Source organism: Pedobacter sp. CG_S7, from assembly GCF_040544395.1.
Lineage (GTDB): Bacteria > Bacteroidota > Bacteroidia > Sphingobacteriales > Sphingobacteriaceae > Pedobacter.
The window spans coordinates 189329-206673 of the sequence record NZ_JBEONS010000002.1; the positions used below are offsets into that span (position 1 = coordinate 189329).

Sequence of the window (17345 nt, forward strand, 5' to 3'; positions counted from 1 at the left end):
ATTTTTGTTTAGGCGCTAACCTACATGATGGCATAACTTAAACATAAAAATGAAGAAAATTATTTTGTACGCAGCCCTATTGTTGCCTATGGCAGCAATGGCACAAGACGGATATACCCTAAAGGGGAAAATTGGGACTTTAAATAGCCCGGCCAAAGCATATCTGCAGTATAGAACAGGTAACACAGCCGTTCTTGATTCGGCAGATCTTAAAAATGGTGTTTTTGAGTTTAAAGGGAAAGTAAGTGGGCCTACCTCTGCACAATTGGTGCTAAAGCATGATGGAGCACCTGTAAATGCAGGAAAAAGAGCTGCTCTAGATGGTTTAGTGCTTTATCTAGAAAATAAAGTGATCAGCCTTACTGCAGCAGATTCTTTGAAAAAAGCAATTATAAAAGGATCCCCATTAAATGACGACAATGCGCAGTTGTTGGCTATGCTTAAACCGGCAAGTGATAAAATGGCGGCATTAATTGCCGAATATTCAAAAAAAACTAAGGAAGAGCAACAAGACCCTGCCTACATTAAAACGTTGGAAGACCGTGCGGCGTTGGTGCAAAAAGAAATGATTCCTTTAAATAAAAAGTTTATTGATGGGCATAGAGATTCTTATGTTGCATTGGCTGCATTTAGAGGCGTTTTAGGCTACGAAATTAACCCAACGGAAGCCGAACCTGAGTTTAATAAATTTTCGGCAGCAATAAAAGCAACACCTCTTGGTCAAAAAATCAGAGAGTCCATCAATGGTGCTAAAAAGGTAGCAATAGGTAGCATGGCTGCAGAATTTACACAAAACGACACCAATGGCAAGCCGGTAAAATTAGCTGATTTTAAAGGTAAATATGTATTGATAGATTTTTGGGCATCATGGTGTGGCCCTTGTCGCCAGGAAAACCCCAATGTTGTGATGGCTTTTAACAAGTATAAAGATAAAAACTTTACCATATTAGGTGTTTCTTTGGACAGGCCTGATGGTAAAGAGGCATGGTTAAAAGCAATTAAAGACGATGGTTTAGCTTGGACAAATGTTTCAGATTTGAAATATTTTGATAATGAGGTTGCTAAATTGTATGGTATACAATCTATCCCGTCTAATATTTTAGTTGACCCCACAGGTAAAATTGTAGCTAAAAATATTAGAGATGAAGCCTTACAGCAAAAATTGGCTGAATTGCTGGATGACGGTTTAAAAAAATAAGCATTTAGACATTCCATTAAAGAAGGCTAACCGATGATGTCGGTTAGCCTTCTTTGCGTATATAAGGTTTTATTTACACAGTGTTAGCGCAATGATAACACAATCAATGATTGCGTTATCATTGCGCTAACATTGCGTTACCATTGGGTTAACATTGTGTAAAGGGTAATTTATAGTATAATTTTTTCTGATGGAGAGTTGAATTTATCTACTTTTTTTTAATAAAATGATTTGCGACAACTACTTGTTTAAGTAGTTTTTTCGTTTAAATAAAATAATCATCTTTGACGGCGATGAAGAAAGTAGTAAAATGTAAAAGTTGCCTGGATAGAGGTGATATTTGTAGGGTTAGAAGGTCAATTCTTATGAGAATATTTCTTCCTTTTCTTCCTTTTAAAAAATATATGTGTTTTAAATGTCTGGGTACATTTCATATATGGCCTTCGTAACTGTTTGTTTTATAGGAAAATGAGTTAGTTAGCCTGTGATTAAATATTCAACTAATATATTAAATTTATGATTTGTATATTTGGTTAAATGATAAAACTTGGTTTAATAGAAGATGATGTTTCCTTACTTAAAAACTATAAAGAATACTTTAGTAATGAGTCAATATTTAATATAGTTTTTGCAGTTCCTGATATTAAACAATTATTTAAAAATGGTTTTGAAGTTTCTCCTGATATCATTTTGTTAGACCTCATGCTTCCATCGGGAAATAGCTTAGATTTCATCCATAAGATCAAGCAATATTTCCCAAAAGCGAGTATAATCATTTTATCAGCTATATCAGACCAGGCGATTTCTCAATCAGCGCTTCAAAAAGGAGCCCATGGTTTTCTTCTTAAATCGAGTAGTTTACATTTTATAAAAGATGCACTCCTGAAGGTGTCAGAAGGAGGAATGCCACTTTCACCTTCCATTGTAAATCATTTAATTCATTTAAAGAAAAACGAACAAACATTAATTGAAGCATATCCTAATTTAACAAAAAAAGAAATAGAGATTATCTATTTATTGAAAACTGGAATGTCAAATAAAATGGCAGCTGCTGTGCTTGATGTAACCTTTTTCACTATCAATCAGCATTCTAAAAGTATATATAAAAAATTAAATATTCATTCTAAAAGTGAGCTTATCGCTATAAGCCATGTTTATTGAAATTAATTATAATACAATTTTATCATTAAGCGTATTTAATTTATATACGTAATTTATTTAGATCAGCAGCTACTCTTTATGAGCATTAAATAAGTGTTTTGAGGTTTTTACTTCAGTGGTTGTAATACCTTATTTATAATTTTCACTTCAAGCAAAAACACCTTGATAAAGTCTAACCTAAGCCTACAAGAAGATCAATTAAACTATAAACGATATAAAAACTTAATTGATAATCTTGATGATGTTGTTTTTCAAACAGATGAAATGGGGAACTGGATTTTCTTAAACCATTCCTGGGAACGAATAATGGGCTATGAAATTTCTGAGGTAATTGGAAAACCATTTTATAATTTTCTACACCCTGATGATGTAGAAAGGAATTTTGAGTTACTTGAACCTTTAATTAGAGGCGAAAAAACTTCAAGCTCGCATGAAATCAGGTATCTCCACAAATCTGGTGAAATTGTGTTTGTCAAAGCTTTTTCAATTTTAGTAAAAGATGAAAACGGTGCAATAATTGGCACTTCCGGAACTTTGCAGGACATAACAATGGACATGCAAAACAGAAATATGGTTAAGCTGCTTTCTAATAATATCAACGACTTGATTTCCATGTACGATATGGATGGTATTTATAAGTACGTGTCTCCATCATTTAGTGCAATCACTGGCTATTTGCCTAGAGAACTTCTTGGTAAAAACCGATATACATTCTTCCATCCCGATGATATAGATAGAATAAGGAATAATAATCAAAAGCTAATTAATAGTGATAAAGACTATGAGTCCTATATTACTTTTAGATTTCGAGTAAAATCTGGAGGAGCGTATAAATGGTTTGAATCTAACACTAAAGTTATATCTGATGAATATGGGAAATCTATAAGATTAGTAACTTCATCAAGGAACGTGGATCTTCGAGTAAAAGCAGAAGAACAAATTTTAAAATCACTTCAAATTGAGCGGGAACTCAACCTGTTGAAATCGAGTTTTGTCAATTTAGCCTCACATGAATTTAAAATACCGTTAGCAATCATGTCTTCAAGTATAGAGCTGATAGAAGGCTATCTTTCAAAAAATGAAAATCCATCAGTTCTAAGACATACAAAAATTATTCTTTTAGAAATAGCGCGTTTAAATAACCTGTTGGAAGAGGTTTTAATAATAGGTAAAATTGAGTCTCAAGTCTTTATTTGTCAGAAGGAAGTCGTTAATCTGGTCGAATTAGTTCAGGAAGTAATTCAAAATCTGGAAGAGATACAAGAAGATCACCAAACAGCCATCCTGAAAATTAATGGTACCCACCGTATGGTAAATGCAGATCCGTTTTTACTTAGAATTGCTATTACAAACGTAATTTCTAATGCATTCAAATATTCTGCCGGCAAAAGACAACCTTTGGTCCATTTGACCTTTAATGAAAACAACTACCAGATCAAGGTAACAGATTTTGGAATAGGAATACCCATTGAAGCCCAAAACAAGATATTCGTTACCTTTTTTAGGGCTGAAAATGTTCGTTTAATTAAAGGAACGGGGTTAGGGATGTTTATCACCAAGAACTTTATTGAGATGCATGCAGGTGATATTTCTTTTAAAAGCAAATTAGGGAAAACAGAATTCACAATTAATTTAAATTAATAGAAGTCTACCATTGTAGCGAGTTTATTTGTATGCCATGAGAAAAACAAATCATTTAATTAGATACGGTTTTGCGTTGATCGGCTTTATTTTGATTGGTCTTTTTTATATCTCTTATTATACTATTAAACAGGCTAATAACATGGAGGTTTGGGTATTACATACCAATCAAGTGCTGATTCAGACGACTAAAATTCAGTTAATGTCCAGTGATAGTGAGTTGCTAGCTAGAAATTACCTGCATACTGGTAATCAGAACTTTAAAGATCAGTTCGAATTAACAGAGGCTTTGATTTTGCAGGAGATGGATATTTTAGTGAGCTTAACTGCTGATAATAGATCCATCCGGTCGTCGCTGGATTCTGCTGCTGTATTTATTTTTAAAAGAGTTGAATTTTCGAGGAAAATCATTCAATTGCGTGAGAAAAAAGGTTTTTCTCCTGCTGCTGGACTTGTGAAGAGTGAAAAAGGTAAAATATATGCAGATAAGGTAAATTTTTATCTCAAACATATTGTGGATAATGAGCTTAGGTTAATGACAATACGGAGGGGCGATTCAACAAAAGCCGCTCTTATTATGAACATTAGTTTATTTGCTACAGCTTTTTTTTTACTTATCCTGATTGTTGTTTTGGCGAGATATTTTTGGAATGAAGCAATGGAAAGCAGGCGTCTTGTTGAAGAACTACTCCTTAACGAAAACCGGATGAATGTAGCAGAAAAACTCGCATCTTTTGGAGCTTTGAATGTGAATTTAGAAAATAGCACCATAAATGGTTCGGCTGAAATGTACCGCATTTGGGGCTGTGTTCCAGATGAAAAATTAAACACTTTTGAACAATTTATAGAACGAGTATACCCTGAAGACAAAGCGTTTTTTAAGCAAAAATTAGAAGATCTTATCCATCAAGTTGGTTTCGAAACCGTCACCCTAAGGATTATTCCCGAAAGGGAACTTAGGCATGTCAATATAGGGATAACGACCTATCGTGATAGCAATAATAAAATAAGCAGTATAACAGGCTATGTTCAAGATATTACAGACAGGGTAAATGCAGTTGAAAAATTAAGGCGTAGCGAAGAAGGTTACAGACGTATTGTTGAAACTACGACTGATGGTATTTGGATGGTAGATCAAAATAACAAGACTGTTTTTTTTAATGAAAGGCTTTGCCAAATATTGGAATACTCCAGGGAAGAGCTCAATAGCACAAACTATTTTGCTCTTTTTGATCCTTTAGGTGTAAATGTTTTGGTGGAAAGATATGACGCTTTTTTTGTTACAAAAAGTGGGAAAGAAGTTTGGGTGAACTTGTCGGCGAGTCGTTTATTTAGTGAAAATGGATTATATGAAGGTTTACTGGTCATAGTAGCCAATATTACCCAGCGAAAACTTGATGAGGAAGCATTAGCACAATCTGAAGCTAATTTGCGTACTATATTTGATTCCTCCGAAATTTCTTATATTCTTATCAATAGTGATCATAAAATTGTTTCATTTAATAAAACTGCCCAGCTTTATACTGAGAAATATTTTAATAAAAAATTGGAAAGGGGGCAGCCTTTGATCAGCTATTATTTGCCTTCGAGAGAAGGTGAAATTAATGAAAATATTGAAAGAGTAAAAAGCAAAGGGGATTTTTCTAGTGAATACTCCATTCTAAAGCATAGTGAATCTATAAAATGGTTTCAAAGTACATGGATTAACATTGCTAATAGTAATGAAAAAAATCGCGGGTTTGTTTTGGCCAATAAAGATATCACGGCAATAAAACTAGCTGCATTAGAGCGTGAAATGTTCATTGATAACTTGCTTCAGCGAAATAAAACGTTGGAAGATTTTACTTACATTGTTTCTCATAATCTTCGTGCACCAGTAGCAAACATCATTGGATTGGGCCAAATATTAGAAATGATCGGTAGTTCTACTGATGAACAGGAAGTAGTGATTCAAAATATGTTATCAACTGTGAAAAGTCTGGATCAAATTGTGAAGGATTTAAATATGATTCTGCAGATAAGAGAGCATACCAGCGAAACAAAAAAAATCATCTCCTTAAATGCTGTTTTCAAAGATGTTGAAGCTGAATTAAAATTGCTAATAAGTCAGCTCGATATTCGAATTGAATGCGATTTTACACAGGAGTGCAATGTTTCCTCCATATATACTTATATTCATGGTGTTTTTTATAATCTATTACTTAATAGCATCAATTTTAGAAGGGTCAATATTTTAACTGTCATTCGAATAGAAACCATTAGGACTAAAAATAGTATTGAACTGCTATTTAAAGACAATGGTACAGGGATTGATTTGGAAAAGAATGGCTCAGATCTATTTAAATTATACCGGGGGTTCGATGATAGTGTAGCTGGCAAGGGTATGGGTCTTTTTATGGTTAAAACTCAAGTTGCAGCATTGGGTGGTACGATTACTGTGAAAAGTAAGGTGGGTGAAGGAACGGCATTTAGTATTATGTTTCCGTTGTGTGATTAAAGTTTCTTAAGAAAAAATAGATAAATTTGTTTAGCATCCCAAAACTATGACTATGCATAAAAAAGTTTTATTGATTTCTATTTTAATTGTTCCGATTATATTTTTTGGTTTTGGCAATTGTATGGATTCTTCCCGTCCTGAGATTGAAAGTACAACAATTTGGCAAAATTACGATCACTATAAGGAGCCGGCGATAAAAAACAGGATGTTTAAGCATGGGGAAATTATTCCGCTTATTCAAAAACATATTGATTCAAAGGTTTTTACTTCTTCAATTTTAGGGAACTCTGTTCAGGGAAGAAGTATTAATCTTTTAACAATAGGGAAGGGTAAGACAAAAGTTTTGTTGTGGTCGCAAATGCATGGAGATGAATCTACAGCAACAATGGCGTTATTTGATATTTTTAACTTTTTTTCTGTAAGTGACGAAAATGATGAATTCAGGAAGTTTTTGACAGATAACCTGGAAATGAATTTCTTACCGATGTTAAATCCTGATGGTGCGGAAGCCTGGAAAAGGAGAGGTGCCCTTGATATTGATATTAATCGGGATGCCCGTTTGTTAAACACACCCGAAGGCCGGATTTTAACGCAAATTGCCAATAAAATTAAACCACAGTTTGGTTTTAATTTACATGATCAAAGTACGCTTTACTCTGCTGGGGCGACTAAAAATCAGGCGACGATCTCTTTTTTAGCGCCAACCTATAATTATTCAAAAGACATGAATCAGGTGCGGGAGAATGCTACGAAACTGATTGTGCTGATGAACCGTACGTTACAGAAATATGCTCCTGATAAAGTTGCAAAATATAATGATGATCATGATCCTCGGTGTTTTGGGGATACTTTTCAGGGTAAGGGAATTTCAACTATCCTGATCGAATCTGGTGGATATCCAAAAGATCTGGAAAAGCAATATATCAGGAAACTGAATTTTTATGTAATCCTGAGCTCTTTAAACGCTATCGCCAATAAATCTTATGAAAAGGAGGCCATAAAAGATTATGCGGCAATCCCTGAAAATAACAGGTTCTTGTATGATCTTGTGGTTAGAAATGCAATGGTAACTAAAGGTAATGTAAAATTCAGGGCAAACCTTGGAATCAATCGTTCGCAAATTGTTGATGCTGACAAAAGAAGCATGAGCTATTTTGGCCGTATTGAAGAGCTGAGTGATATGGATAAAAATTATGGTTATGATGAGGCAGACGCAAGTACATTGGTTTCTGTGCCAGGGAAAATTAAAATGTTGAAGAAAGCGGAATGGGAAAAAATGAACCTTGCAGCGGAAACAGAACTTGTTAAAGAAGGCTATTTGTTTGTTCGGTTTTCTGATCAGAAATCACCGACAGGCCCTGTTAAAAACAGGTTATTAAACCTCACCAATAACAGCATCCCTCAAAACAATCAGCCTATAGGTTTAGGCAATGCAGCTAATTTTATTTTATCTGCAGATGATAAACCTGTTTTTGCAGTGGTAAATGGTTTTTTAGTAGACCTGACAAAGGATGTTGCGGCTTTGCCCAATTCTTACGGCTTTTGATCACTTTTCTTTCGGTCACATTTTTAATTACGGAAACGTTTTCGTAATTAAATAAATAAGAAAGCATCATTTACAGAATATTTTTAATCAAATTGCTATTTCACAGCAAAAACACTAAACCAAATTTAACCTTGATAAAGAATTTAATCGTTTCTTATCGTTACATTAAATAAAAGTTTGGTTGTACTTCGCACTTGATTAAGAAATTATTTATACCGAATATAGCTTATCTATTGAACCTTAACATGAAAAAAAACAAATTCATTATCCTATTTATGGCATTGACTGCCGTCATCTTTACGACACCGGGGATGGCGCAAAATTCAGCTGGAGATGGTTGGCAATCTCTTTTTAACGGGAAAGACCTGAAAGGATGGAAACAACTCAATGGAAAAGCGAAATATGAAGTGAAAAATGGAGAAATTGTTGGAACAACTGTTCCGAACGAGCCTAATTCATTTCTGACGACCGAAAAAGAATACGGTGATTTTATCCTGGAACTGGATCTAATGGTAGATCCCTCAATGAATTCAGGCTTACAGTTTCGCAGCCTGAGCAAAGCAGAATATCAGAATGGAAGAGTACATGGTTACCAAATGGAAGTAGATCCTTCTACACGAGCTTGGAGCGGAGGAATATATGATGAATCACGCCGGGGATGGTTATATACAATGGAGTATAATCCTGAAGGTAAAAAAGCTTTTAAAAACAATCAATGGAATAAATACAGAATTGAATGTATTGGTAACAGCATCAGGACCTGGGTTAATGGTGTGCCTACGGCAAATTTAATTGATGCAGCAACAGCTAAGGGTTTTATCGCTTTGCAAGTGCATTCGATTAAAAATACAGATGAGCCAGGCAAGCAAATCCATTGGAAAAACATCCGAATTAAGACGGCAAATTTAAAGCCATCTCCTGCAGATCATATTTTTGTGGCCAACACCATTCCCAATAATTTATCAGCACAGGAAAAGAAAAATGGCTATTCTTTGCTATGGGACGGCAAAACGACTAAAGGCTGGAGAGGTGCTTATAAGACTAAATTTCCGGAGAATGGTTGGGAAATTAAGGATGGGGTTTTGAGTGTTAAGAAATCGACAGGAGCAGAATCGACCAATGGTGGAGACATTGTAACCGAAAAACAATATGGCGCATTTGAATTAAAATTTGATTTTAGGCTTACTGAAGGCGCTAACAGCGGGATTAAATATTTTGTTACGGAATCAGAAGGAAATAAAGGATCTGCCATAGGTCCTGAATACCAGATTTTAGACGATGAAAGGCACCCTGATGCAAAATTGGGGAGGAATGGCAACCGTACAATTGGTTCCTTATATGACTTGATTACCTCTAAGAAAACTCCCGGTTCGCAGAAGAAAATCGGTGAATGGAATCAGGGAATGATAAAAGTTTTTCCAGATAATAATATTGAATATTGGCTCAACGGATATAAAATTCTGGAATATACGCGCGGCTCAGCAGAATTTTTGGACCTGGTTTCAAAAAGTAAATATAAAGACTGGCCTAATTTCGGCATGGCTCCAAAAGGCCATATCCTGCTGCAAGATCATGGAGATTATGTTTCCTACAGAAGTATAAAAATTAAAGAACTAAACTAACCACATAAAAATGAGCAATTCAGAAAATTCACGTCGGAAATTTATTCAACAAGCCACTTTAGTAGGTGCTGGTGTTTTAGCCTCAAAAGTGAGTTGGTCGGCACAAAGTTATAAAAGGATTATTGGTGCAAATGACCGGGTGAGAGTAGGTGTAGTTGGCTTTTCTGACCGTCACAAAGCCTCTCATCTTCCAGCTTTTATGGAGCATTACAAGGAGTTAAATTTTGAGGTTACTGCAGTTTCAGATATCTGGAATAAAAGAAGGGATGAGGGTGCCGCTTTATGGAAAGATAAAATGCAACGCAATGTTATTTCTTGCAGAAATAATGAAGAGATGTATGATAAGAAATTGGTTGATGCGGTGTTCATCAGTACAGCAGATTTTCAACATGCAAGGCATGCCATTGAAGCGGTAAAAGCAGGTTGTGATGTTTATTGTGAAAAGCCTTTTGCTGAAACCATGGAAGATAACCGTGCAGCATTAAAAGCGATTAAAGCTACAGACTGTATAATTCAAATCGGTTCGCAAAGAAGAAGTGGGAAAAATTACCATGTCGCTAATGAATTTATTAAATCAGGCAAATTTGGTGACATCACCATGGTTGAACTTACCTGGAACGTTAATCAGCCGGGACGGTGGCGCAGGCCAGAGCTAATTGGCCAATTAAGAGAGGAAGATACAGACTGGAAAAGATTTATCATGAACAGACCTTATGAAAAATTTGATGCCAGAAAATATTTAGAATACCGTTTGTTCTGGCCTTATTCTTCTGGCGCACCTGGGCAGTGGATGAGTCACCAGATTGATACTGTACATTGGTTTACCGGATTACAGCATCCACGGAGTGTGGTTGCCAATGGAGGTATTTACAAATGGAAGGATGGAAGGACAAATTGGGATACCACAACCGCTGTTTTTGATTATGGCCCAACGGCTGATCCAACCAATGGGTTTCAAGTTACTTTTTCATCGCGCATGCATAATGGAGATGAAAATCCAATGGAAATTTATTACTCTAACGGAGGAGAATTGAACCTCAATACAAATATGGTTTCCCCAAAAGGTGGGTTAAATGAAAGACATGCTGCGGCAATGAAAATGAAACCTTTTTTATTGCCGGAGACCAGCTTGTCTCAGGTAGAAAAAGTAGTCTCTTCTGCAAATACTGGTGGAGATAGGCTTACTTCAAGCCATGTTCGCAATTGGATGGAATGCATTAGAAGCCGTAAAACTCCTAATGCACCTGTAGAGGCAGGTTACAGCCACTCTATTGCCACCATTATGACCAATGCTGCTGTCCAAACAGGATTAAAAGCTACTTTTGATGAAGCTACACAGGAAGTTATGGTGGGCGGAAAAGCTTTTAAATATTAAGAAGAAAAAGATTGACTCATTGAGTGATAATTAAAAGGAACTTTATTAAAAAAACCAGTTTAATTGCTAGCGGGATTTTATTGCAAAATGAAATCCTGCAGGCATTTACTTCTAATCGTTGACCAACATTACCGTTATACCCCGCTGTATTTTAAGGTTAAGGAAATGATTATAAATGGTTACCTGGGTAAAATAACACAAAATGTCTAAAAAGTAGATTATAAAATTGCCATATTAACTTTTCAAGTAAACGTTCCCGTTAACGATTGCTAAGCTGTATCTTAGGTTTTTTAAAAAATAGTACTTTTTATAAAACAATGGACAGCGTTAACCTGAAAACCCTTGCGAAAAAACTTAATCTCTCTATATCCACAGTTTCCAGAGCTTTAAGAGACAGCCATGAAATAAGTGTTAAAACCAAACAAAAAGTTCTGGCTTTGGCGAAGGCATTAAATTATGAGCCGAACCCTTATGCTGGTAGTTTGCGTAAGCAGGCGAGTAGAACTATTGCCGTTGTGATTCCTGAAGTAGCCAATAACTTTTTTTCCCTGGCCATCAGCGGCATTGAAGAAATAGCGCAGCTAAAAGGATACCATGTACTTATTTACCTCACCCATGATCGTTATGACTTAGAGTTGTCTATTGCCCGTCACCTTGCCAGTGGTAGGGTAGATGGGATACTCTTATCAGTTTCCAGTGAAAGTAACGATTTCTTACACCTCGTAGAATTAAAGAATAAAAATATCCCTATGGTGTTTTTTGACCGGGTTTGCGAAGAAATTGATGCGCCTAAAGTGACAACAGACGATTTTGAAAGTGGATACCAGGCTACAGTACATTTGATAGAAATGGGATGTAAAAGCATCGCCTACCTGATGATTGCCAAAAACCTTTCCATTGGTCAGAAACGATTGGAGGGTTATAAAGAGGCACTGAAAGACAATGGGCATGATTTTGAGGAACGCCTGGTGATCAATTGCAGCAATGACAAAGAGGTTAATTATGAATTGATTAAAGGTGTTTTAGCTGGTGCAAATCGGCCTGACGGGATATTTGCGTCCGTTGAACACCTAGCCATCGCAAGTTATTATGCCTGCAAAGACAGTGGCTTGAGTATTCCAGAAGATGTAAAGTTAGTGAGCTTCTCTAATCTCGAAACGGCACCATTGCTAAATCCTTCCCTAACAACCATTACTCAGCCTGCTTATCTTATTGGTAAAGAGGCGGCAACGATGCTCTTTAGAATGCTGGAAAAAAAGCCAATTAATATTGAAGATCAGCATTTGGAGTTAAAATCAATGCTTTTCCAAAGAGAGTCTACTGCTTAATAGGACTTTAATATTATCGACCGAATCTATTGAAAAGTGAGGTAAAAACACATTATAAAACAATAGCCCCACAGAATAAACTGGAGGGCTTTTAGTGTAGAATACAATTGTTTCGATTACCTAAAATTTTTGAAGATTTTAGCTAATGTATAATTGTTTATTTAGCGATAGTACCTTAAACCTTAAATCAAATCAAAACCAATGTCTTCTCTAAAGTATTTACCATCAAAATAAACACGAGCTGCATCTGCGGTAGCGCATTGTAAAGCTTCAAACTGAGTGTTCTGTAAACTGGTAATAGCTACCACACGACCGCCATTTGATTTGATCACACCACCTTCGGCAATTGTACCCGCATGGAAAGCCATAGATTCACGTAAGTTATCTAAGCCGGTAATCATTTTTCCTTTCTCGTAATCACCTGGATAACCGCCGGCAACAATCATTACGGTTGCTGCATTTTTAGGACTGATTGTCAACTTAACTTCGTTCAACCTTTTTTGTGCCGTCGCCAGGAACAGTTCTACAAGGTCATTCTCAATTCGTGGAATAACACTTTCCGTCTCCGGATCACCCATTCTACAATTGTATTCTATCAAATAAGGTTTTTCGTTTACTTTTATTAAGCCAAAGAAAATGAAACCGGTATAATCAATTTTGTCTTTCTTTAAGCCTTTGATCGTGGGGATAATGATGTCCAGCTCTACTTCTTTTAAGAATGCTTCGCTAGCAAAAGGTACCGGAGAAACCGAACCCATGCCACCTGTATTTAATCCTGTATCCGCTAGTCCGATACGCTTGTAATCTTTCGCCTCTGGCAAAATAACGTAGTTTTCGCCATCTGTTAATACAAATACAGAAAGTTCTATGCCGGTTAAAAATTCTTCAATAACTACCGTTGAACCTGCAGCACCAAATTTACCGCCCAACATTAATTGAAGCTCTTTTTGCGCCTCTCCTATGTTTTCAAGAATTAAAACACCTTTTCCGGCAGCTAGTCCATCTGCTTTTAAAACGATGGGTAAAACGTGGGTTTGCAAGTATTTTAAACCTTCATCAAGTGTTTGGTTGGTAAAAGATCTTGATTTAGCTGTTGGGATACCATGGCGTGCCATAAATTGTTTGGAAAAATCTTTACTACCTTCCAAAATAGCACCTTCTTTTTTAGGCCCTATTACCGGTATCCCAGCAAGGTTTTCGTCTTGGAGAAAAAAATCATGAATTCCATTAACTAAAGGTTCTTCTGGTCCAACTACAACCAATCCAATGTTTTCTTTAAGTACGACTGCCTTTACGGCCTCGAAATTATTGGGATCCAGGTTAATGTTTTTGCCATAAGCAGTTGTTCCACCATTTCCAGGAGCAATAAATAGTTTTTCACATTGAGAAGATTGACTCATTTTCCACGCAAAAGCACTTTCTCTTCCGCCAGAACCTAATAGTAAGATATTCATATCATGCAAAGATAAAATAAAACGGCAGTGACGGAGCAATGTACAAGATATTTTGTAATTTTAGCGCCCGACAACTGCCAATATGACTTATAGTGTCCTATGGCTTAATTGTTGTAATTTCAAGATTTTTAAATATATAAACACAAGAATAAAAAGATGTTAGGATTTTTAACCAAGGTATTTGGCAGCAAATCAGAAAGAGATATTAAAGTACTACAGCCTATTGTCATCAAAATAAATGAAGAATATGCTAAGCTTGCTGTATTATCTAATGACGAGCTTCGACATAAAACAGTTTATTTCAAAGATATAATCGCTAATGCTTTAGCAGATATTGATGGTAAAATTAGTGGATTAAAAACTGATGCCGAGAATCAGGAGCTTTCATTAGCAGAAAAAACTGCTTTGTATGATCAGATTGATGCATTAATTAAAGACCGCGATAAAGAACTTGAAATTGTTTTGACAGACATATTACCTCAGGCTTTTGCTGTTGTAAAAGAAACCTCTAAACGCTTTTCTGAAAACCAGTTCCTGGAAGTTACTGCTACACAATTTGACAAAGATTATGCAGCACGTAAAAAAAATGTGGAAATTAAAGGTGATAAAGCATTATGGGCTAACCATTGGGATGCCGCAGGAAGTGATGTTAAATGGAATATGGTCCATTACGATGTTCAGCTAATTGGTGGTGTGGTTTTGCATAATGGTAAAATTGCTGAAATGGCTACTGGCGAGGGTAAAACCCTTGTAAGTACATTACCGGCTTACTTGAATGCTTTAGCAGGAAAAGGCGTACACATCGTTACAGTGAATGATTACCTTGCCCGCCGTGACTCTGAGTGGAATGGTCCTTTATTTGAATTTCATGGTATCTCTGTAGATTGTATCGATAAACATGAACCAAATTCTCCTGAACGTAGAAAAGCCTATCTGGCTGATATCACTTACGGAACAAATAATGAGTTTGGATTTGATTACCTGCGAGACAACATGACGCAGGCTCCCGATCAATTGGTTCAGCGTAAACTGCATTTCGCAATGGTGGATGAGGTCGATTCAGTTTTAATTGATGATGCACGTACCCCATTGATTATTTCTGGTCCTGTGCCTTTCGGAGATCAACATGAGTTTCATGAATTGAAGCCAAGAATCGAGCGTTTGGTTAATGCTCAAAAAGAATTCGTTTCTAAAGCTTTACATGAGGCTAAAAAGTTAATTCAAGATGGTAAAAGTGGGACAGAAGAGGGTGATGGAGGCCTAGCTTTATTGAGAGCACACCGTGGTTTACCAAAAAATAAAGCTTTGATTAAGTTTTTAAGTGAAGGTGGCAATAAGCAGACTTTACTGAAAACTGAAAACCATTACATGGCTGATCAGAGTAAAAACATGCCTAAAGTAGATTCTGAGTTGTTCTTTCATATTGATGAGAAAAACAACCAGGTTGAATTGACTGAAAAAGGTATCGAACTAATCACTAAATCTGGTGAGGATACAAGCTTTTTCGTTTTACCTGATGTAGGGACTGAAATCGCTGAAATTGAAAAATCTGCTTTAAGCAGCGAAGATAAAATTGCCAGGAAGGATGAACTGATGCGTGATTATTCAATCAAAGCAGAGCGTATCCACTCGGTAAACCAATTACTGAAAGCTTACACTTTATTCGAAATTGATGTAGAATACATCATTGATGAAGGTAAAATTAAAATTGTAGATGAGCAGACCGGCCGTATTATGGATGGTCGTCGTTACTCTGATGGTTTACACCAAGCTATAGAAGCTAAAGAGAATGTAAAAGTTGAGGATGCTTCCCAAACTTATGCAACAGTTACTTTGCAAAATTTCTTTAGAATGTACCATAAACTTTGTGGTATGACCGGTACAGCCACTACTGAGGCAGGTGAGTTTTGGTCTATTTACAAATTAGACGTTGTAGAAATTCCTACAAACAGGGTAATTTCAAGAACAGATCACCAGGATTATGTTTACCGTACTATTCGTGAAAAATACAACGCTGTAGCAGAAGAGATTGTTAAATTAACAGAAGCTGGTCGCCCAGTATTGGTTGGTACAACTTCCGTTGAGATTTCTGAGTTGTTGAGCCGCATGTTAAAGCTTCGCGGAATTAAACACAATGTACTGAATGCAAAGATGCACCAAAGAGAGGCAGATATTGTTGCTGAAGCTGGTCAGGCTGGTCAGGTAACCATTGCTACCAATATGGCCGGTCGTGGTACGGATATTAAACTAGGTGCAGGTGTTAAAGATGCAGGTGGTTTGGCTATTGTGGGTACAGAAAGACATGAGTCTCGTCGTGTCGACAGACAGTTACGTGGTCGTGCTGGTCGCCAGGGTGATCCGGGTTCTTCTCAGTTCTTCGTTTCTTTAGAAGATAACCTGATGCGTTTATTCGGTTCTGAGCGTATCTCTAACATCATGGTGAAAATGGGAATTGAGGAAGGTGAAGTTATTCAGCATTCCATGATTACCAAATCTATTGAACGCGCACAGAAAAAAGTTGAAGAGAACAACTTTGGTATTCGTAAGCGTTTGCTGGAATATGATGATGTGATGAACTCTCAGCGTTCTGTAATTTATGCTAAGCGTAAAAATGCCTTGTTTGGCGAACGTTTAGATGTAGATATGAACAACATGGTTTTTGATGTTGCTGAAGACATTGTTACAGAATATAAAGAAACAGCTAATTACGAAGGGTTTAAACTTGAAGTTATTAAAAACTTCTCTTTAGACAGTTCAATTTCTGAGCAGGAATTTACGGCTAAAAACATCCATGTTTTAACGGATAAGTTATTTGAAGAAGCGGAGACTTTCTATGGCAGAAAGTGCGAAGCCATCATAACTCAGGCGATGCCGGTATTACACCAGGTATTTGAAGAGCGTGGTGAACATATCGAACAAATTGTTATACCGTTTACTGATGGCCTGCGTAGCATTCAAGTTCCGGTAAGTTTGAAACTGGCGATCGATAATAACGGACGTGAAGTAACCAAGTCTTTCGAGAAAACAATTGTATTAGGCTTAATTGACGAATCATGGAAAGAGCATTTGCGTGAGATGGATGAGTTGAAGCAATCGGTTCAAAATGCTGTTTATGAGCAGAAAGATCCATTGGTGATCTATAAAATGGAAGCATTTAACTTGTTTAAAAACATGCTAAATGCAGTGAACAAAGAGGTTGTAAGTTTCTTGTATAAAGGAGGTATTCCGATTCACCAGGAAGCAGATGATTTAAAAGCTGCGGAAGCCCCAAGGGTTACAACCAGCAATATTAAATTATCTAAACCTGAATTTCAACATGCTGGTGAAGCACCTTTAATGATGGAAGATACACGTGAGCCTGTTGTACAACAGCCTATTCGCAAAGAAGTAACCATAGGTAGAAACGAACCCTGTCCCTGTGGTAGTGGTAAAAAGTATAAGAACTGCCATGGTGCAGGATTGTAATTTGTAATAAACATTTAGAATGCCGAGTTTTGTAAAGAAAATTCGGCATTCTTTTTTT

General features: G+C 36.4%; 10 protein-coding genes. 9 read left to right on the forward strand and 1 reads right to left on the reverse strand.

Features of this window, described 5'->3' with window-relative positions; translation table 11 throughout:
- Window positions 1–49 precede the first annotated feature (49 nt).
- The 8 genes from AAKU52_RS02805 to AAKU52_RS02840 all read left to right on the forward strand — a co-directional run bounded on the left by AAKU52_RS02805 (window position 50) and on the right by AAKU52_RS02840 (window position 12368).
- Window positions 50–1198 carry a redoxin domain-containing protein gene (locus AAKU52_RS02805; RefSeq protein ID WP_354329989.1) on the forward strand — a complete coding sequence of 383 codons (1149 nt, stop codon included), beginning with the start codon at window positions 50–52 and terminating at the stop codon, window positions 1196–1198.
- A 537-nt stretch (window positions 1199–1735) separates the two neighbouring features.
- The gene (locus AAKU52_RS02810; RefSeq protein WP_354329991.1) at window positions 1736–2359 is read left to right on the forward strand and encodes a response regulator; all 624 of its coding nucleotides are present in this window, start codon (window positions 1736–1738) and stop codon (window positions 2357–2359) included.
- 162 nt (window positions 2360–2521) lie between these two features.
- Entirely contained in the window at window positions 2522–4000 is a 1479-nt protein-coding gene (locus AAKU52_RS02815; RefSeq protein WP_354329993.1) for a sensor histidine kinase, read from the forward strand.
- A 37-nt stretch (window positions 4001–4037) separates the two neighbouring features.
- On the forward strand, window positions 4038–6497 hold the full coding sequence (locus tag AAKU52_RS02820; protein ID WP_354329996.1) for a PAS domain S-box protein: 2460 nt from the start codon (window positions 4038–4040) through the stop codon (window positions 6495–6497).
- Window positions 6498–6549: 52 nt separating this feature from the next.
- The gene (locus tag AAKU52_RS02825) at window positions 6550–8043 is read left to right on the forward strand and encodes a M14 family zinc carboxypeptidase (RefSeq protein WP_354329998.1); all 1494 of its coding nucleotides are present in this window, start codon (window positions 6550–6552) and stop codon (window positions 8041–8043) included.
- A gap of 311 nt (window positions 8044–8354) precedes the next feature.
- Window positions 8355–9665 carry a 3-keto-disaccharide hydrolase gene (locus tag AAKU52_RS02830; protein WP_502931010.1) on the forward strand — a complete coding sequence of 437 codons (1311 nt, stop codon included), beginning with the start codon at window positions 8355–8357 and terminating at the stop codon, window positions 9663–9665.
- Window positions 9666–9675: 10 nt separating this feature from the next.
- A complete protein-coding gene (locus AAKU52_RS02835) occupies window positions 9676–11040 on the forward strand; it encodes a Gfo/Idh/MocA family protein (RefSeq protein WP_354330002.1) in 1365 nt (454 codons plus the stop codon).
- A 317-nt stretch (window positions 11041–11357) separates the two neighbouring features.
- Window positions 11358–12368 carry a LacI family DNA-binding transcriptional regulator gene (locus tag AAKU52_RS02840; RefSeq protein ID WP_354330004.1) on the forward strand — a complete coding sequence of 337 codons (1011 nt, stop codon included), beginning with the start codon at window positions 11358–11360 and terminating at the stop codon, window positions 12366–12368.
- Between the two features lie 182 nt (window positions 12369–12550).
- Here the strand turns inward: AAKU52_RS02840 and purD are convergent, their stop codons facing one another.
- Window positions 12551–13822, reverse strand: a complete 1272-nt coding sequence (gene purD, locus AAKU52_RS02845; protein ID WP_354330006.1) for a phosphoribosylamine--glycine ligase — start codon at window positions 13820–13822, stop codon at window positions 12551–12553.
- Window positions 13823–13978: 156 nt separating this feature from the next.
- Between purD and secA the strand changes: the two genes are divergently transcribed.
- The gene (gene secA, locus AAKU52_RS02850) at window positions 13979–17287 is read left to right on the forward strand and encodes a preprotein translocase subunit SecA (protein ID WP_354330009.1); all 3309 of its coding nucleotides are present in this window, start codon (window positions 13979–13981) and stop codon (window positions 17285–17287) included.
- The last annotated feature ends 58 nt before the right edge of the window (window positions 17288–17345 follow it).